The following is a 19,534-nucleotide window of genomic DNA, read 5'->3' on the forward strand; positions in this document are numbered from 1 at the left end:
CAAAGTCAATGTCCTTCTCTTATCTCCCAGATTCGCTTTAAACAGCGTTTCCGCAAGAATTAGCACCGTGCATCCCTTTGCTTGCAAAGGTTTGTCGGTTGCCGGGTGTCATAGGGCTAGTCCCTCCACCTACTCTTGATAAGAAAATGTAACGTATGCGATTAAAATTATCATACTATAAATTAAACCAAAGTCAAGGCATGAAACACTTGTCAAGAGAAATTAGAGCAAAGAATTTTCAACGGTTTGTCCCCTTATAATTCAAATGATACAAAATGTATCAAACAAATATGTTTAAGCATTCTTAAATACGGGTTATATGATATTAAAACACTAATATATATAACAACACTCTATTGATAAACCATACTTCATGAAAAGAGGTCATTTATGTCAACCCAAACGATCGATAGCTTCTCCGCTTTTGCTTCATTAAATCGCTTTTTCGCCCTAATCGAAACCACAAAACCAACGATTCAACAAGCAGAGGATGCTGCGGCCCTGGTATGCCGTATCTACGGTGCTAACAATGAAGAAGAATTGCTGCAGCGCGGTGATCCTGAATTAATTGAGATTTACAAAGAAATTAAAAATAAAATTTTTAATGCCGCCATGTAAGTCATGGCGGCTTTTTTTTGACACCGACTGAGCGTTATCTCCATACTTTATCTAAACAACAATCTACCCAGTTTCTGCAAACTTTTATGGCTTGAAACGTGATATATGAAGGGTTATACTAAACAAGTATTCGACACGGACGAAAAAGGAGGGCATACGTTTGGACGGAGAACCGAGGAGTAGAACCTGCAAGGATCTTAAACAATTTAATAGTGTAGGAATGCAGTCGGTTATTCCTTCATCCGGAGCCTTGCTCTAAAAGATGAACTAACCGACTGATTCCATTCAAAGGGGTGGATCAGATGAAAACACGGTGGGTTCAGAATGGCATTTTTACGTTGGTTGATGACGTGACTGTCGCCCTAACACCTCCAGAAAGAGGCTTTTATTGGATTGATGCAGGGGTAGAAGACTTAGAGATCCTTCAACCTATGTTCCATCTTCATGATTTGGCCGTGGAGGATTGCTTAAGCGAAGAGGAACAACGTCCCAAAATTGAGTTCTACGATTCCCATTATTTTATCGTTATTAATAGTATTCGATTTGATGATGAAGAAATTTTCCTTCGCGCACTTAATCTATTTCTTAGCAAACATGTCATTATTACCGTTACTAGACAAAAAATTAATGAACTTCGAGCTTTGAAACCTTTTCTCTGGGAAGAGGAAGTAAACAGCGCCGATCGTTTCCTATACCATCTGGTCGATCTTGTCGTCGATAATTATGTGGCGGTCGGTGACCGTATCGAGGCCAAGATTGAAAAGCTGGAAGAAGACATTCTGATGGCAACGAAGAAGTCGCATTTGAATGAAATTATCGGTCTTCGTTCAGAGATTCTATGGCTCAAAAAAGTGCTAGTTCCTCAGCGTGATGTGATTGGAACACTTGGTAAGAAAGAGCTTAGACTAATTGACCATCAGCTGCAAAAATATTTCGGAGATATTTATGAAAATGCCGTAAAGATCGTGGATACGTTCGATACGCTGCGCGATCTCATGGGCAACCTACGAGAAGCCTATCAGTCTAGCGTCGCTAACCGTGCGAATGAGATCATGCGCGTTTTCACAGCAACTTCGACGATCTTCATGCCTTTGACGTTCATTACCGGCGTGTTCGGAATGAATTTTGATAACATCCTCGGGCTTCATGTGGCTCATGGCGATGAAATTGTCTTAGCGTTCATGGGTGCATTAGGTATAGGCATGTATGTATTATTTCGTAAAAAAGAATGGCTATAGATACCTTTTGTACTTGGAAAGAGTGAGGGCTTCTTGGAGCAGAACACTGCTATCAAGGAGCCCTTTTTGTCCTGTTTAAATCAGCTTAATTTTAACAAACTTCCGTTTCCCCACCTGAATAATATCCCCATCCTTTGGGGTTATTTGTTCATGAATTTGCATGATCTTCTGTTCATTGATCTTCACTGCCCCTTGCTCCACACTTCGTCTTGCTTCTCCGTTGGAAGCTTGCAGTTCTAGTAAAACGAGAAGCTTAATGATGGAGATTGAGCCTTCTTCCAACAGGCTAATGCTTAGAGTCATTTCTTCGATGTCTTCGGGCAAAGCTCTCTTTTGGAACACGGTTATAAAATGCTGTTCTGCTTCTTCAGCCGCCCGCGTACCATGATACATTTGCACATATTCCTTAGCCAGCTTCATCTTGGCATCTCTCGGATGGATGGCAGCTGCTTCTAGTCCTCGTTTGAGATCATTCAGGGATTCATTTGAGATGGACGTTGTTAACTCGTAGTATTTGGTCATGAGCGAATCCGGAATTGACATCGTTTTGCCGAAAATTTCGTTAGGAAGCTCATCGATGCCAATGTAATTCCGCAAGCTTTTGCTCATTTTTTGAACACCGTCCAGACCTTCGAGCAGCGGCATAAGAATCGCTATCTGACCATCTTTAATCTCATAAGCACTTTGGAGCGTTCGGCCCATCAAAATATTGAAGGTTTGATCAGTTCCGCCTAGCTCAATGTCACTTTCAAGAGAAACCGAGTCATAGCCCTGCATTAAAGGGTAGAAAAACTCATGAACATGAATCGGCTGATTAGCCGCGTATCTTTTGGCAAAATCGTCCCGCTCCAGCATGCGCGCAACCGTTACTTTACCAGCTAGCTTCAGCACATCGTCGAATTTAAGCGCTCCAAGCCAAGAAGAATTGTAGTAAAAAGTGGTCTTGGTCAAATCTAATATTTTGGATAATTGCGTCTGATACGTTTGCGCATTGTGCTTAACATCTTCCTCTGATAGCTGCTTGCGTGTCTCTGACTTTCCGGTTGGATCACCGATGCGTCCTGTGAAATCTCCAATAATGAGTTGAACCTCATGTCCCAAATCTTGAAATTGACGCAGCTTCTGCAAAACAACGGTGTGGCCAATGTGTATATCGGGCGCAGACGGATCTAAGCCGAGCTTCACTTTTAGCGGCGTACCTGTTACCACTGCGTGCATGATCTTTTGCTTGAGTGCTTCCTCAGGCACGATTTCGGCAGCGCCCCGCCCAATGACAAGTAATTGACGTTCTACTTCCTGCTGCTGTATTTCGGTAAGCTGATCCCATATCAACATAATATTAATCCTCCTCATCGTAATAAATACAAAAAAGACAACCTGCGCGTCCACAAAGGGACGAGAAGGTTGTCTCGCGGTACCACCCTAATTAAAGAGAAGGGTTTGCGGTCTCTCATTCGCAAAGTTCTCTTTCACTTAGATTCATAACGACAAATGAATGCCGGGTAAAAGCTACTGATGCCCTAACGAGCATGTTCCCTTAACCAACTCAGAACTGTAATTCGGAGCCATACTTGCATCGGTTTGCACCTTACACCGACTCTCTGCAGCAGTGGCATTTCTCCTACTTCGGGCATAGCCCATGTTCGTCATCGCTTTCATTGATATTTAGATTATTGATCATTTAATCATATAATCCTAATCAATGTCAATACTAGCTAGCTTGCAGCTTGAGAAGTAAACCTATCCTTCTCCCTGCGGAAGCGCAAACGGAGCAATCGCAGCCACTCATAGGCGCGGTCAAGGTCTTTGCCTTTGAGCTCCTCCGTGCCGATGATGCGCTGCAGCACCGGCTTCAGGTAGCGGTCACCTTCCGATTCGAAGGCGTTCCAGGCTTTGATTTGCTCTTCTTCCGGGATCGAAGCAAGCTCCGCTTCCACAAGCGGATCCATATCGTATCCCTCACGCTCCAAATCCTCCACCCAGAGCAGCAGTTCCCTGCGCGGCATGGTTAGCACTGCTTGCAGATCAGCCAAGCTTCCTCCGCCTGCAACGATCTCAAGAAGCTTGCGCTTACTAACCTCACGGTCAAGCTCTGTACGCAGCTTTTGCTCCTTCTGAGCGTGGAGCCAAGCCTCATACTTCACTGTGTCTACGCTTTTAGCCACCCAATCTAATGGGAAGCCATTCGAACGTGTATACTCAGCGGTTAAATTGAGCACATCTGCCGCGTACATGGTCGTCTTCTGCTCACCGAAGCCAGGAATTTGCTGCAGCTCTTCCTTACTCTGGGGCAGGAAAACGGAGATCATGCGAAGCACACGGTTCGTGGCGAGAATATACGGTGCTTTCCCTTCGCGGGCAGCTTGTTCGCGCCTCCAAGCGCGGAGTGTTTCGTACACTTCCTCACTTGGATTATCTTCGCAGTAGTAGGTCAACATCTGTGTCATTCTAGCCTTGCCCGACAGGCCTTGCGCTGATTCCAAATCCGTACTAACAAGCGGACGGAAACCGGAACGAACTTTATCTCGCAGCCCCTGACGGAAAGCACTCAGCATCTCATCCCAGCTCAACCCCTGATACCACTGATCTTGCTGAATTTTGCCAGCGCTATCAGGCTCATTCCAAAAGACATTCCAAATGCCTTGTTCTTCCTCAATCGACACTTGGGCCGATGTAACGCGATGATCCCCCGCTTCTTTCTCCAATGTGTTCAGAAATACAATATTCATGCCTTCTCCTCCAAACGGTAGCTAAAAATAGGTTCAGAAAAACGAAAAAGCACCTCCTCAGCTTGTTAGCTGAAAAGGTGCTTCCCTTTTTCTAATATCCAAATCATACCATGTTTGTCAGATGGGCGCAAGATATGTTTTGTTGACGAGCTTTTTTCGGTTATAATGAGGTACATACTAGAAAGAGAATGGAGGGCCCTCATGTCTGATTATGACTTTTTATACGACTATCAGGAAGAAACAACTACACGTTTCGTTTGTTTTGTTGGCAATGCGCTGCACCGTTTTGACCTCGCCATTATGTCTACATCCCGATATTTCGGCAAAAAGCTTGTGATTGATTTGCAATCCGGACGCAGTGCTGTTATAGGCCCAGATGATCTGGCGGAAGAAGGATATTTGGAACATGTTTTTAAAATTAATGAAGAACAAGCACAAGAACTCAATGAATTCTTGTCGCAAATTATTGGTTCCATTCATTTTACGGATATTTAAGCAGGCGACGGGGGACACTGGAAAAAGCATAGCAACCTGATAAGGAGGCTTTATCCATGAGTGATAAGTTCCCTAACGACAAGTATAGTCATACAAAAGGCTTTATTCCTGAGTACCGCGACGCTTTCACCGATTTGGAGACAGTCGAGTCCCAGCGCAATGACTTAATTCCCGAAGAATTTCCCGAGGGTCCTTATGGCACAAGCCTAAACACCGAATCACTTGGAAAAAGTAAACCCTGGCGAGAGGACCAACGTCCGCCTAACCAATTTTCTTACGAGAATCACGAGCTGCATGAAGGTATTAAAAGGGATTATCCCGGTGAAGACGATTATCGGAACGAACCGATGAATCAAGAATAAATTGAGCGAGCCAAACGTTTGATACTACAAACGTTTGGCTCGTTTATTGTTTTTTAGATGTGAGTAAACCCTTCAAGTTGCAAAACATACAACAATTTTCTTCACTTTTACGTTAAAAGCTATCCCATGTTGTAGAAAGTGCAACATATTTGCTTAAATAGGGGCTATTTTACTCAATTTAATGGAAATTGTTGTATGGCGTACAACATCTTTCACCTTCTAACCTTCTGAAGGGAGTTATTGTTGTATTTACTACAACAATCATACCTATTTACTTGTAAGAAGGGGAAGTTTTGATCCAAATGGAGCTTCTTGTTCTTATAGACTCCTAAACTCCTAGTGGCCAAGTGGTTTAATCTCTTCGTCTTGGGGTCTTGGGGTCTTCTGCTCTTGTGCACTTGTGCACTTCGCTCTTCTGTTCCTGCACTTCCTTCTGCTTCCCAGTTTTCTAGACAGCCTGATATTTATCCTCTAGCAGCCAGAGGATGCTAGTTACGCCGCGCGGGTAATATTTACTTCCTTGAATTTCCCCGGAAATGATCTGATCGCTCCAACTCCAAAACGACAATTGCGGATGTGTGAGCCAGGTGACATGCGCAGCATCAGCCGCCGTTCCTTGCGCTTCCCAAGGAAGCCCCAGAATTTGGCGTGTTACAAACTGGCACAAATATATTTTACTCAGCCATGAGTTGTTACTTGTGGATGAAAGTTTCCAACCACCATCAAGGAATAAGCACACATCAGGGACGAGCACCGTAGTAAGGTGTTTCTTCAGCGCTTGAATGTAAAAGCCATAGCGGCCATTTTCATCGAGTGCTTCTTTGCAACCAGTGAAGTAAGGGAAGACAAGACCTTCAATAGCCGGGATAATGCGAGAATCATTACCTTCACCAATAACCGCCGGAATGTATCCATCCACGGTCACGTAACCAACGAGCGTGGTTGCACACTTCAGCGCTTGATCTCCGGCAATTTGCGCGATATCTTCACGGCCATTGCGGTTGAAAATACGCTCCATAGCCAAGTAAGATGCCCAACACTTACCAGCCAAATAAATGTTGTTACGAGCTTGCCCCAAAGATACATCTAAGCTGTCATATGTGGTGATCTCCGCTCCGCCCATCGTACGGGTGCTATCCAGCGCCATGATGCCGTTACGCAGACTTGGATCAGGGTTATCCCTGTTCAACATGCTTTGCAGGCATTGTTCGAAGATAGCTATATTTTGCTCCAACCATTGTTGGTCATCGCTTCGCTCTACATAAACAGCTGCGCATAAAACCCAATTCACAAGCTGTTCATGCGTCATATGGGAGAAACAACCATGTAGTCCGTACAGCTCATATGAAGAATAATTTGGTCTTGAGAGGGTATTGGCAACACCCATATCATGTGTAAAACTAAGGCCACCCGGATATTCTGTTGCGTCCCCAGGAAAGCGTACTCGATCTTCGTAGCTGTAGCGCTTAGCGAACATATTGAGTTCATTTTTCACAGTCCACGGATTCAATTCAAGTTCATAAAACAATTGGTCAACCGTAAGATCAAAGGTGTTCATCATGCGGTATTCCCCTTCGTTCACGACCCAGAACGGCTCACCATCCATATCCAGCAGCTGCGTGCTGCCGTAATAGCTGCGAATCGCATGGGATAGCATGAACTTCTGGTCGCTCGAAAGTTTGGATGCCCCGATGCGATCATTGCTTTGATCCGCTAGTGCAGCTAGCTCATCGAAGTGATCTAACGCATAGCGACCTACCGCTTCAATGTTCTTAAATAAACGAGCATACGTATACGAAGCATCATGACCGGCTGTCACAATTCCGGAACGGTGGAAACATAACGCGAAGCGATAAGTCCGCTTCTCGCCAGCAGGTGTGTCCGCAAAAAGTGCGCCTATGGCCCCCAGACCGAAAGTCAAATTTTCGATGGGATAAACAGTCAGAATGTCCTCGATACTAAAATGCAATGCTGAGCGCACATCAGGATCCTTAGAAACGATAGCGGTAATCCGGCCTTGCCCAACGCCAGCTACCTGATCCATTGTATCGTCAAGCCTACGCATCGAGCTGTAAGGATCTGAGCCTTGATAGCCAAAGAACACTCTTCTCGAGGAGGTTCCCTTCGAATTATCTACGGTAATTTCAGCCAACACAGCAGGTACTAGGGCAAGACGCAGCTCTTCATCCGTAGCTGCTTCAGGATCCGGTACAGGCTGTGCTTGGGATAATAGTCGAAAAGTTAGATCTCCAGCTGACCACGTATCCGTTCCGACATCAAACAGTCTGGAAATCGCACTATCCGCAAATGGAAAAACGATTTGGGGTTTATTCGGATTCGGATCAGGGTTCTCAATGTCATAGCGTTGGCTTTCGGCCTCAGCGTCGGCTTTATTTTCAAAAAAAGGCAAAGCCTCGTAAGTACCGCCTTGATTGGATTCCAATCCAATATAAATGTTTTGCTCGGGCGGACGACCCTGTTCCAGATCGAAACCTCCTTTTTTTCCTGGAAATCCAAGCGTGAAACTTGCAAACGCTCCCATCGGAGAATGATGGGCATTAAAAAATTGATTTTTTGGCATAAATAAATGCTCCCTTCAGGATTCATATACCCTAATCATACGTTCAAGCGAACCTTTATCCCATGGGCAAAACTTGCTTTCGTTTGTACAAAAGACACATCGCTTGAAGGCAGCTTGTGGTACAATAGGGAGCAATTATAGGTTTTTACGGAGGAGAGACTCCAATGCTGAATCATTCTAATTCATCTTTGCCCTCTGGGCTTGAACATAGTGTAAGCGGGAGTATGCTGCCGGATCTGCAAATTTCGTTTCGTGTGTTTGCTGCACATCGCCGTAAAGTGAACGCCAATTGGTCTTTTCCTGAGCATAAACATAGCCAATATGAAATCAATGTCGTGCTCGAAGGCAGTCAGCATATGCGTGTGGAAGGTAAAAATTACACACAGACCGAAGGAGAGATATTATGGCTGACCCCGAACCAACGGCATAGCAGCCTAGGGGTCTTGGACGGAACTACGATGGAATATGTCTGTATCCATTTCGAAGTGGACGACTCTTGGTTACGTCAACAGCTGAGCCAGCTGACCGATGTACGATATCCGGTCGGCAGTCCACTTGAACAAGCGCTTCGCCCCATCATTAAGGATGTTGCACAAGCGACCAAAGAAAGTGAAGGCACGCATCAGAAGCTGCTGACCTTGCTAGCTTCATTCCGTTTGTTCGCGGTTTTGAGCGAACTCCTGCTTCAAGTAAAGCAGCAGCTTTCTGCTCAAAACCCGACCACAGAGCTGGCGGAGCAAATTGCGGCCCACATTGAACGTGAATGGGCGCTAGTGTCCAATGAGGAGGACGGCACGGACGATAAGGAACCACTGCGGATCGAGCAGCTTGCTGAACAACTGGGATACAGCTCCACACACTGCAATCGTGTATTTCACAAAGCTTACGGCATTTCACCTCGGCAGTATGTCAGCATGATCAAGCTCCGTAAAGCGAAGCTGCTGCTCATGAATCCTGCGCTCTCCATCGAGCAAATATCCGAGCAGCTCGGATATAGAGACTTATCCCAGTTCAGCAAACAATTCAAACGGTGGACGAATATGTCTCCCACTGCTTATCGACAGCTCTCCTATTAAGTCGATGCGCTAACTATAGTGGGGGGACTTTCCCTTGAAATCGACAGAAAACAAAAAATGAGAAGGCAAGAATAAACCTTGCCTTCTCATTTTTTGTTTTCTATGCCCTCTATTATTTACCTAGCAGTTCTAAATGTCTGCCAATATGATAGCGAAGACCTTCAGCAAAGGCATCTTCTTGTTCAGCCAACGTTTGGAAGAATTCGTCAGCAAATTGTTTGCTGCCATCGGCATTTTTCGCTTGCAGAAGCAAGCCGTACGTGATGTGCAGTAGCTGGCGCGCATTGTTTTCTTCCATGTAATCCGGCAGACCGGCATCGCTCACTTCACCCAATGGGACGATAGCGTTAATGTCAGTTGTCACATGATAGTAAGCTGTAGCATCACTGAAATGCTCAAGCGCATACTGATGCATGCGGCGGTATAGGGAAGGATTAACCTTCGCTACGACACGTACCGCTTCGAGCCAGTTCGTTCCAGCTGTTTTGATATGGAACAGGCCGTTCGTGTACTGCCCGATGAGCGGGAACACGCTGAATTTATCGCTGCCGGAATGAATACTAAGCTTGTATTCGAAATGTACAGCAATCGCGGCATGGCTAGCTAATTCACGTTCAAACTGAGCGATGTCGCCGATATAGTCAATTCCTTTCTGGAATTCCCCACAGAAGCGCGGCGCCATACTGAAAATTGTAACCCCGCGATCGCGAAGCTCGTTAGCTACCAAATAGTGCGCTTCAGGAGATGTCGGGGTAGCCGTTTCATCAATAGAAATTTCAAAATCAACTGCACGATCAAGCGTAGCGATGTACTTACGGAAGATTGCTTCCATGAAATTGATTGCTGCGTCGTAGATCAGGACATCTTTCTGTAGAGCTTGACGAGTATAGTTAAGCGTTGCCCCAGGAACATTAGCTGCTGTCTCTAGGTAACGCTTTTCATAATGATTGCGCAAACTAGCTGGCAGCTGCTCGTATTTTGCAGCGATTTCCGCTTCAGACATGGATTCAATTGTGTTGTCGATATTTTCCGAGCAATCCAGTGTCAACATCGTAAAACCAAGTCGCAGCGCATACTCGATGTCTTCTTCTTTCTTCAAATGGTCGCCGTCTGCGCCATACCCATCTTTGTAGCCCTCTTGGAATACAGCATAAGCAGCCGCATCCAAAACATCCTCATAGGTTCGGCCTGTTAGCGCGAGTTCACGAATACTTTGCTGTGCTAGGACAGGGCGAATGTCTTTGCCGCGAATCGTTTGAATATGTCCAGGGCTTGCAATCCCAAGTCGATCACCTAAACCCATTGTAGCTACTTGTGTACCAAATGCTTGTGGAGCAGTGTATGGAAGAAACTGGTTAAGTATCAGACGATTTTCGTGGGATAGAGAAGCCACTTTGCCGCCGTCCACGCTTTCCCCAATGAGTTGGTCGTATAGTTCTCCCTCGCCTGCAGCAATAAGTTTCTTTCCTGCACCTGTTCGCACCATTAGAAGGGAAGTATTACCTACTTGCGTGAAAGATGGTGCATAAACTTTAACATCTGGTGAAGTAAATGTAGTTATATTCCCTGATTTTATAGCTTCGATAAGCTGTTTCATTGTGTAAATCCTCCCTTGTTTTGCAAACGTTTACTCATTTCTCATAGCTTAATCATATCGCAAGGTACGAAAATTTTCTCATCATCTTTTCTTATTTTCCGTTGAAACTATTCATATTTTTCACAGAAATCATGCTATACTTCAAATAATCATAGAGAACCAAAGGAGTCTTACCTATGTCACGAACTGTCACTTTCGGCAATGAAGATGAAGGCCCATTTTATATCCAACATATTCATCGTTCTGGTTCCTTCGAGAGGACTCAACACATGCATGACATGTACGAGCTTTACTACTTGTACGAAGGAGAACGGATGTACTTCATTCGTGATCGCTCGTATCTCATTCTTCCCGGGGACCTTGTGCTCATAAATCGGCGTGAGCTTCATGCGACATCAGACTCGGACAACTTAGGACATGCGCGTGTAGTGATTAATTTCGATGATAGCTTTTTAGTGAATGTCAAAGAGGAGGCTCCATTTCTTCTCGATGCCTTCACGCATGCTATACCTGTTCTGCGACTAGATCTGCCTACTCGGCGCTTGGTCGAAGACATTCTGGGTAAATTGATTCATGAAGCAAAGGAGCCCCAGCTTGGGCAAACTTTCGCCCTGCGGCAATATTTGACCGAGCTTCTGCTATTCACAGCACGTTTCGTCCTTGTGCATCCGTCTACATCTCCCGAACACGTTTCCCCTCTGCATCGAAAAATTTCAACTATCGTGAGATTTATCAATATTCATTATCCTGAACCTCTCCGTCTGGAAGAGCTGGCTGAGCGATTCGAAATCAGCCCTGCCTATTTAAGCCGGATGTTCAAGGAAATTACCGGATTTTCACTTGTTGAATATGTGAATCTCGTTCGTGTGCAAGAAGCCCAGCGATTACTGACAACTACGAAACTTAAAGTTATTTTGATCGCTGAGCAGGTAGGCTTCGGGTCACTTGTGCAGTTCGGACGCGTCTTCCGTCATATGACCAAAACGACACCTCTTCGCTATCGGCAATCGGCGGTTACTTAAGTTAAAGTAACTAAGTGAATAAATAGTGCGTCATTGCCAAGCTATCCTTTCTACTCTTATAATGACTTCAAAGCAGCATAATGAGAGGATGATAAACATTTCATGAAGTATAGAAACGTGGGTCGTAGTGGGTTAAAAGTGAGTGAAATTAGCTTGGGTAGCTGGCTTACCTACGGTACAGCAGCTGAACAAAAGGCAGCAGATGCTTGTATCGCGAAAGCTTTTGAAAGTGGTATTAATTTCTTCGATACGGCTAATGCTTACAATCTGGGTGAAGGCGAGAAAGCGATGGGGGCAGCGCTAAAGCCTTATGAGAGGTCAAGCTATGTGCTCTCGTCAAAGGTCTACTTCCCGATGGGTGAAGGTCCGAATGACCGAGGTTTATCCCGTAAGCACATCTTCGAACAGTGTGAAGCGAGCTTAAAACGATTAGGGGTCGAATACATCGATTTGTACTATTGCCATCGCTATGACATCCATACACCGCTGGAAGAGACGCTTCGCGCTTTGGACGACTTAGCTGCCCAAGGCAAAATTATGTACGCCGCTGTCAGTGAGTGGAGCGGTGCCCAAATTAGCGAAGCAGCCGGCATTGCCGAACGTTTGCGCCTAAGACCGCTGATCTCTAATCAGCCGATTTACAATATGTTTGAGCGCTATATCGAGCGAGAAGTATTGCCTGTGTCTGTGCAAAAAGGATTGGGTCAAGTTGTGTTCTCACCGCTTGCTCAAGGTATTTTAACGGGTAAATACAAGCTGGGACAGCCGCTTCCGACAGAGAGTCGTGCCGCTAACGAATCCGTGAATGGTGTCATTAACAGCTATTTGAATGACCAGGTGCTTCAGGTTGTTCATGAGTTGGAACAGGTTGCTCAGCAATTGGATATCTCTTTGGCACAATTGGCTCTCGCTTGGATTCTCCGTCAACCAGGTGTGAGTTCTGCACTCATCGGTGCGACCAGACCTCAACAGATTGAAGAGAATGTGAAAGCCGTTGATGTTGAGCTTGGAACCGAAACACTGGAACAAATCGAAGTCATCCTCAAACAAGTAGCCAATTTCGCGCCTGCACGTTAAAAATGAAAAGGGACAGGGCCATTAATAGCCCTGTCCCTTCCTTATGAATTTAAACAATTAATCTCATCAAACCTTTGAATTCCAATTCCTCGAACTTGCTAATGACTTTCTCCCGCTCCATCGACCATCCGCATTCCTCAAGCGCACAAGCGACAGGCGCATCCAAACGAATCGTAGCCAAATCACGTGATAAATGCAGCATGTCGATCTCCGCCTCAATTTTGGCGCGAACACCTTTCGGCAGAGCCGCTAAATTTTCCAAAATCCCGGCGATGTCCTGATATTCCATCAGCAGTTTGGTCGCCGTTTTCTCACCAATTCCTTTTACCCCTGGATAGTTATCCGCCGTATCTCCTGTTAAACCCTTCAGATCGATAATTTGAGCAGGTGTTAGACTCTTCTCTTCCATCAAGGTTTCCAGCGTATATACCATATAATTGGATTGACCTTTTTTCATAATAATAACTTCCGTATTCTCATTTACAAGCTGAAGAATATCGTGATCGCCTGTGAGAATCTGTACCTTAGTAGATGGACTATATGTACTTGCCAATGTGCCTATGCAATCATCCGCCTCGTATCCAATAACACCTACGTTTGGAATGTTGAAGCTGGCCGTTACTTCCTTCACTAAATCAAACTGAGGGATCAGCTCTTCCGGAGCAGGTCCGCGATTTGCTTTGTAATTATCAAATTTCTCCGTACGAAACGTCTTACTTCCCATGTCCCAGCAGCAAACAACGTGCGTAGGTTTGAACGTCTGGATCGCATCTAGCAAATATTTAAGAAAACCATAAACCCCGTTTACCGGCATGCCGGCACTTGTTCTCATAATGTAACCACTGGAAGAAGTGGCGTAATAACCACGAAATAATAAAGCCATGCCATCGACAAGAAGCACAGATTCAGATGATGTTTCGGACAAAATAATCGCTCCTATTCTATAAATCATAACGTATAAGTTCTACGACTAGTATAGCATGGGAAGGGTTTGTCCGAACACAAAAAACCACTACTAGTAAAAGGTACCAGCAGCGGTTTTCCCATTTCGCTATAGTTAACAGCATGTATGCCACTTAAGTTCTAAGTATAAAATATGTTGATTCATCATTTGTTCATGGCGTCAATATCCACCTTATCGAGCCGTTATTACAGTTATGCAGTGTTAACAACGGGGGATTCTATTTTTGTGTTTTCAAACAATGTTATAAAAATAAACTATTCATGTAACATAAGTTAACCTAGAATGATGAACAGAGTTGAAAAGAAATATTCACATTAGGGACTATTGATATCAAAAAAATGAAGAAAAGAGGATGCATAGTGAATCCAAAAACGGCACCCGTAAAGAAACCTTTTTATCAAGGCCTTTTTTTTCAGATTATGGTATCAATCATCGGGGGGATTTTAGTCGGTTATCTTTGGCCGACAATTGGTGTCGCATTAAAGCCAGTCGGCGACGGTTTCATCAAGCTTATCAAAATGATCATTTCACCGCTTGTTTTTGGTGTTGTCGTCGTTGGTATCGCGAAGGTCGGCGACATCAAATCAGTTGGTAGGATAGGCGGAAAAACCCTCCTTTACTTCGAAGTCGTTACAACCTTTGCCCTAATCATAGGCATGGTAGTGGCGAACTTATTCAATCCCGGCGCGGGAATGCATATCGATCCTGGAACCTTGACAACGGAAGCTGTCAATAAAGTTACTAAGAGTTCTACACTTCCAAGCGGAGCGCAATTTTTCCTGAATATCATCCCAGATAGTGCTGTCTCAGCGTTTGCTAATAATACAATGCTGCAGGTACTGCTCGTTTCCTGCTTCTTCGGTTTTGCGCTTATCCATGTAGGCGGCCGAACGGCGGAGGTTGTTGTCGATCTTCTAGAGCATTTCAATAAAGTCGTGTTTCAAATTATGGGCTATATCATGAAGCTTACGGCTATAGCGACATTCGGCGCGATGGCGTTCGCTGTTAGTCAGTATGGGATTACCACACTCGTGTCGTTCGGTAAACTCTTTGTGGCCATGACGATCGCTTGTCTTGCTTTTCTCATTGTGTTAGCTATCATCACACGGGTATTCGTTGGCATCAGCCTTTGGAAGTTGACCCTCTACATTCGAGAGGAGATCATTCTCGCGTTTGCAACAGGTTCGACGGAAGCGGCAATGCCGCAGCTCATGAATAAATTTGAACATGCCGGCTGCAACCGAGCTGTTGTCGGACTGGTTGTTCCGACCGGATATTCATTCAACTTAGACGGGGCGTCAATCTATTTATCACTCACTCTGATATTTCTTGCCCAAGCGACCGGCGTCGAATTGAGTCTTGTCGAACAGCTTATGATTCTGGGAGTCCTTTTGTTAACGTCCAAGGGGATGGCTGGTATACCGGGTTCTGCATTTGTGGCACTGTCAGCGACTGCAGCGGCAACAGGTTCGATCTCTATGGCCGCCGTTGCTCTAATGCTTGCACCGGACCGATTCATGGGGAATTATCGTACCACAGTGAATATTATCGGCTACGCTGTTGCCACCTTCGTCATTGCGCGTTGGGAGGGTTTGCTTGACCATAATCGCGCGAAAAGCGCCCTCGATGGCAGTCTTCCATTTACTTCGGTTGAAAATAACGTTTTAGCTGCGAATAAACAGCAAATGAATGCATAAAATAAAATTACTAACGGAATTGTATCCTTAAGTAGGACCTACTTGAGGATACAATTCCGTTTTTGTATGTTCCATACGCGATTATTTGTTACTTAGATTACGCTTAACTTCTTGGTCGGTCCTGCTTAAAATAAACTTAATAACCAATCCATCAAAATAACTTAACGGCTCGTATGCCATTTAATTTCTTGAATAAATTCAGTCACGGATTCTTGCAGTCGATCTGCAATTTCATCGTCCAATATGGCCTGTCCTTGATCGCCCCACGTCACTTGCTTATCAAGTACATATACACCTTGCAGGATGTTCTGCGCGCCTAATGCAGAGAGTACTGGCTTGAGCGCGTAATCTATCGCGAGCAAGTGAGATATCGTCCCTCCAACGGCTAACGGAAGCACGACTTTGTGCCCGAGGCCTTTTTGCGGGAGTAGATCGAGGAAAGCTTTTAACACGCCTGTATAAGAAGCTTTATATACCGGCGTAGCGACGAATACGGCATCTGCCTCAGCAACATGCGCGTTCGCTTTTACAATAGCTTCGCTGTCAAATTTGGCATATAACAAATCCTCTGCCGGGATGTCGCGTACCTTAATCCATTCCACTTCCAAGCCCGCTTTCAAAAGTTCACTTTTTGCCACTTCGATTACGCCATGCAAACGGGACGTAGGTGTTGGACTTCCAGAAATAATAACAACTTTAGCCATTTGATTCACTCTCCATTAGGGTTCTGATGAAAAAAAGACTCCGCTGCCTTTGCTCTGTACAAAGTGGGAGTCTCCTGGTGTTTGGTTGACCATTTTAATTCATAGTATTTTACTTGGGTTTATATTACCATTGCCTTTTATGAACGTCAATACTTTTTGTTTAAAAGAAATTCCAACCCGGCAGCCACCGGAGGAAGAAGGAATATTTGGATGGAATGATCATCCCCGAAAGAATCGGGTAGAAGAGAATGAACAGAACGAATACGGCAATTAAATATCCGTAGACCCATCTTTTCTTATGAAGCGGTCCTTCTTCTAAATACTCTTTGATGTAATAGGTTAAGATCAGCACAAGGAATGGCACCATCGCAAAATAGTGATAAATAAATGTGAGCCTTGGTACTAAGATCCATGGTAAATACTGCGAGCAATAAGCGATTAGCAGCATCCGCAGCAGCTTATCTTTACGTGTAATTGCCACATAAAACGAAAGGATAACGGCAATGAAGCCCGGCCACCATACTAGCGGATTCCCGAACGAGACGATGCTCGAAAGCATGCCTTGCGGCATGAGCTTAGCTTGATAATACCATATCGGACGGAGCATCATCGGCCACTCCCACCAAGGGGAAGAGAACGGATGCGTTGCGACCAAATCTTTATGATATTTGTACATGTGAACCTGGTAGGTGACCACATCCTTCAGATTGTGTCCCGGTCCGGGAACCATCATGAACGGAATATAGGATAACGTATAAACACCTAGAGGTACAATGACAAATGTGAGTACGCACCACAGTAAAGTAAGCAGCGTGTTTCGTATGAAAAGCTTCTCTACAAGCTGTAGTCGGCTGCGCTCGGGTTCTGTAAGTGGTGGCTCAATATCTGCCTCGCGCAGCAAATTTCGTGCAAATCGATATTCGCCGAACCGCTCTAATAAAGACAAGAGCAGCAGCACAGCAAGTCCTGCACCACCATAGATTACGATCCACTTGGATGCAGCTCCAATTCCGAAGAAAAGACCTGATAGCCCTAAGGGGATTAACGTAGTCCAAAGCTTTTCCCTGTAAAAGCTAAGTGTTGTGTAACGATACATGAAATAGAACATCAGCATAATGAAGAATACGCCGTAAACATCTATCGTCGCGATTCGCGTCTGCGCAAAGTGCATGAAATCAAAAGTAAGCAGGAAAGCAGCGATAAAAGCATATTCTGAACGGCCGAACATTCGCTTAGCGAACACATACATGATTGGAATCATGCCGACGCCGAATAGCGTTCCAATTATTCTCCAGCCGAACGGATTCAATCCAAACACATAAATGCCAATAGACATTAGAACTTTTCCAAGCGGTGGATGCGTGCTTTCATAAGGCTCTATTTGGTGAAGATGCTCATAGGCGGTTCTGGCATGATAGATCTCATCAAAGTACGTGCCATTCATATATGTAGGTGTGTACGGTACTGTGGTAGTTTCATCAAACAAATTAGCCGTCTTACCTTCATCAGCCGCGTTTATATCTTGTTCCGAAACCTTAGCAATCGGCAAGATAGCCGTGCTGCCATCTCCAAAAATACCTATTTCATGAAGATGCAGCGCCGCTGCTTCCTGCGCATCAATGACCATTTTAACGTAACGCGCATCTTTCTTAGGCTCGACTGTGTTCCAAGTGAATACCTTGGTGTGGTCGGATTTCACCGATATTTGATCCTGCCACTGCGTACCGTCCTGTGAAAACCAGAATGAATAAGACCCTTCACCTACACCTGCAAAGGTGTTAATTCTCGTAATGTTGTGTGAGCGGCCAAGGTCAGCAATGACCGTTTCTCCTGCGCTTGTTGGCTTCCAGAACGTTGTAGGAGCCTTATGCCCACCTAGATGGAACAAAGCAATTATCGTGTAAATTAACACTAATGCGCCAAGATAAAGCGCATCCTTTTTTGTGAAAAAACGTCCCCTTGTACTTCTTTCGACCCCATCCCTACTTGGTTTGAAAATCGCATTCCACCGTTCGGACTCTGTGTGAATTTCTTGCTCTGTTGGCAGCGGAACTGGCTCCTCCACCTTCTGTTCTTGTTGTGATTCCACGAAAAGCCTCCATCCCAATAAACATGCATAGGCAAACATCATAACATTGATGGCCGAAACGACCAACATCAAAGGATCATATCTCGGAATGTGATAATCCTGATGAAAACTGCGTAACAGCACATCGGCAATATTTATAAAATGAGTGATGCTAAAACCAATAAAAAGCCACAGAATCCGGCGATCCTTTATGTAAATGAAGCTGGTCAGCGCGAGCAATAACCCATAGTGCAAATAGCGCTCGTGCATTTTGGTCATACATATGAAAACGGCCGTGATGAATAAGAAAGCCACATACAGTAAGGCGCCACGCCGTCCTTTGCTGCGAACATATAAATAGCAAACATAGACGATGGATAGCACCATAAGCACCCACCCAATCAATTGATAAGAGATGTGCAGGATACTGTTATTCAAATCGATAAAATTGCCGCCTAAGAGTGCCATAAGATTGAAAGCGTTCAAGGAGGCATACGGATATGAAGCTAAGGTGCCAGAGTATAGAGCGATCAACCAGCCATACCCTCTGCCAACGGCAAAAGGGAGTGAAATCACGGCCATCGTTGCAGCTCCGCTTAAAACACTCAACAACAATACCATCATGCTGCGCTTTCGTAAAACGTCGATAAGTAGAAAAATACCGAAAAGAAGTGCCTGCGGCTTAAGAAGTAGGGCTAGTGCTATAAAAACTGCGGCTTGTGGAAGTTTCCCCCGCTGTTGTAGTAACAAAGTTGCAAGGATAAATAACATAAAAAATGAGTCAACCTGTCCCCATATCGCGGAGTTCGACCAAATCGCTGGATTGAAGGCAAACAAAGCAGCAATTTGAAGGGCTTGTATCCATGTCCGTGCCCCGCCAAGGCGACTAACCGCTAACTGAAATAAGAGGTAAACCGTGACCAGGTCAGCCAGAATGGCAGGAAGCTTCAGAATGACCAGTGACCCTGCACTCTCCCAGGGAATTGACAGCTTGTGGTGCAGTAAGCCAACGAGATACAAGACATACATATACCCAGGAGGATAATCGAGAAAGTATTCTTTGGCGTTCGTGTACAATCCGGATAAACCTACTGAATATGCGCGATCTGCCCACGCTAGGAACGTTCGTACGTCAGTATCATAGCCCACCCAGAGAGGAGCTAGATATAATCTTAGTAATAACGCGGTTAATAGCAGTAAACCCAGAAGAAAGAATTTATGGGGAGCCCCCCACAATTGCTTGAACCAGCTTACCATGTCACATCTCCTTAGATTTAGACTACTACCATTATACCCGTCCACTCTC

Annotated in this window: 15 protein-coding genes, 1 riboswitch and 1 other annotated feature; of the genes, 8 read left to right on the forward strand and 7 right to left on the reverse strand. The window is 44.9% G+C overall.

The annotated features are described in order from the left end of the window. Positions 1 to 16: 16 nt before the first annotated feature. A riboswitch (SAM riboswitch) is annotated at positions 17 to 145 on the reverse strand. Between the two features lie 245 nt (positions 146 to 390). Together QFZ81_RS27870 and corA are read left to right on the forward strand one after the other, a co-directional pair. Beyond that, positions 391 to 618: a hypothetical protein gene (locus tag QFZ81_RS27870; protein ID WP_307605479.1), complete on the forward strand. Its 228-nt coding sequence runs from the start codon at positions 391 to 393 to the stop codon at positions 616 to 618. 302 nt (positions 619 to 920) lie between these two features. Beyond that, on the forward strand, positions 921 to 1,856 hold the full coding sequence (gene corA, locus QFZ81_RS27875; RefSeq protein WP_307439339.1) for a magnesium/cobalt transporter CorA: 936 nt from the start codon (positions 921 to 923) through the stop codon (positions 1,854 to 1,856). 75 nt (positions 1,857 to 1,931) lie between these two features. Here the strand turns inward: corA and tyrS are convergent, their stop codons facing one another. After that, positions 1,932 to 3,191 (reverse strand): tyrosine--tRNA ligase, encoded by a 1,260-nt coding sequence (tyrS, locus tag QFZ81_RS27880; protein ID WP_373463723.1) that lies wholly within the window; start codon positions 3,189 to 3,191, stop codon positions 1,932 to 1,934. A 53-nt stretch (positions 3,192 to 3,244) separates the two neighbouring features. Continuing rightward, positions 3,245 to 3,515 (reverse strand) — a binding site (T-box leader). 56 nt (positions 3,516 to 3,571) lie between these two features. Continuing rightward, positions 3,572 to 4,585: an HRDC domain-containing protein gene (locus QFZ81_RS27885; RefSeq protein ID WP_307605480.1), complete on the reverse strand. Its 1,014-nt coding sequence runs from the start codon at positions 4,583 to 4,585 to the stop codon at positions 3,572 to 3,574. Positions 4,586 to 4,786: 201 nt separating this feature from the next. On the opposite strand from QFZ81_RS27885, the gene QFZ81_RS27890 reads away from it, so the two are divergent. Continuing rightward, positions 4,787 to 5,080, forward strand: a complete 294-nt coding sequence (locus tag QFZ81_RS27890; RefSeq protein ID WP_307439336.1) for a DUF3055 domain-containing protein — start codon at positions 4,787 to 4,789, stop codon at positions 5,078 to 5,080. Between the two features lie 56 nt (positions 5,081 to 5,136). Then, complete coding sequence (locus tag QFZ81_RS27895) at positions 5,137 to 5,442, forward strand: hypothetical protein (protein WP_307439334.1); 306 nt, start codon at positions 5,137 to 5,139, stop codon at positions 5,440 to 5,442. 448 nt (positions 5,443 to 5,890) lie between these two features. Here QFZ81_RS27895 and QFZ81_RS27900 read toward each other — a convergent pair whose 3' ends face one another. Then, positions 5,891 to 8,023, reverse strand: coding sequence for a glycoside hydrolase family 52 protein (locus QFZ81_RS27900; protein WP_307605481.1), 2,133 nt, complete (start codon positions 8,021 to 8,023; stop codon positions 5,891 to 5,893). Between the two features lie 164 nt (positions 8,024 to 8,187). Between QFZ81_RS27900 and QFZ81_RS27905 the strand changes: the two genes are divergently transcribed. Then, entirely contained in the window at positions 8,188 to 9,099 is a 912-nt protein-coding gene (locus QFZ81_RS27905) for an AraC family transcriptional regulator (RefSeq protein ID WP_307605482.1), read from the forward strand. Between the two features lie 112 nt (positions 9,100 to 9,211). On the opposite strand, the gene QFZ81_RS27910 is transcribed toward QFZ81_RS27905, so the two are convergent. Then, positions 9,212 to 10,696 (reverse strand): tagaturonate epimerase family protein, encoded by a 1,485-nt coding sequence (locus QFZ81_RS27910; protein WP_307439327.1) that lies wholly within the window; start codon positions 10,694 to 10,696, stop codon positions 9,212 to 9,214. Between the two features lie 176 nt (positions 10,697 to 10,872). Here QFZ81_RS27910 and QFZ81_RS27915 point away from each other — a divergent pair, with 176 nt between their 5' ends. Beyond that, positions 10,873 to 11,718 carry a helix-turn-helix domain-containing protein gene (locus QFZ81_RS27915; protein ID WP_307439325.1) on the forward strand — a complete coding sequence of 282 codons (846 nt, stop codon included), beginning with the start codon at positions 10,873 to 10,875 and terminating at the stop codon, positions 11,716 to 11,718. Between the two features lie 102 nt (positions 11,719 to 11,820). Further along, the gene (locus tag QFZ81_RS27920) at positions 11,821 to 12,795 is read left to right on the forward strand and encodes an aldo/keto reductase family protein (RefSeq protein WP_307605483.1); all 975 of its coding nucleotides are present in this window, start codon (positions 11,821 to 11,823) and stop codon (positions 12,793 to 12,795) included. A gap of 49 nt (positions 12,796 to 12,844) precedes the next feature. Here the strand turns inward: QFZ81_RS27920 and QFZ81_RS27925 are convergent, their stop codons facing one another. Beyond that, the gene (locus tag QFZ81_RS27925) at positions 12,845 to 13,678 is read right to left on the reverse strand and encodes a 5'-3' exonuclease (protein ID WP_373463795.1); all 834 of its coding nucleotides are present in this window, start codon (positions 13,676 to 13,678) and stop codon (positions 12,845 to 12,847) included. A 440-nt stretch (positions 13,679 to 14,118) separates the two neighbouring features. On the opposite strand from QFZ81_RS27925, the gene QFZ81_RS27930 reads away from it, so the two are divergent. Further along, positions 14,119 to 15,456: a cation:dicarboxylate symporter family transporter gene (locus QFZ81_RS27930; RefSeq protein ID WP_307605485.1), complete on the forward strand. Its 1,338-nt coding sequence runs from the start codon at positions 14,119 to 14,121 to the stop codon at positions 15,454 to 15,456. A 161-nt stretch (positions 15,457 to 15,617) separates the two neighbouring features. On the opposite strand, the gene ssuE is transcribed toward QFZ81_RS27930, so the two are convergent. Next, positions 15,618 to 16,160: an NADPH-dependent FMN reductase gene (gene ssuE / locus QFZ81_RS27935; RefSeq protein WP_307439318.1), complete on the reverse strand. Its 543-nt coding sequence runs from the start codon at positions 16,158 to 16,160 to the stop codon at positions 15,618 to 15,620. Between the two features lie 160 nt (positions 16,161 to 16,320). Continuing rightward, positions 16,321 to 19,485: a glycosyltransferase family 39 protein gene (locus QFZ81_RS27940; RefSeq protein WP_307605486.1), complete on the reverse strand. Its 3,165-nt coding sequence runs from the start codon at positions 19,483 to 19,485 to the stop codon at positions 16,321 to 16,323. Positions 19,486 to 19,534 lie beyond the last annotated feature (49 nt).

The sequence above is a fragment of the Paenibacillus sp. V4I9 genome (genome assembly GCF_030817295.1).
Lineage (GTDB): Bacteria > Bacillota > Bacilli > Paenibacillales > NBRC-103111 > Paenibacillus_E.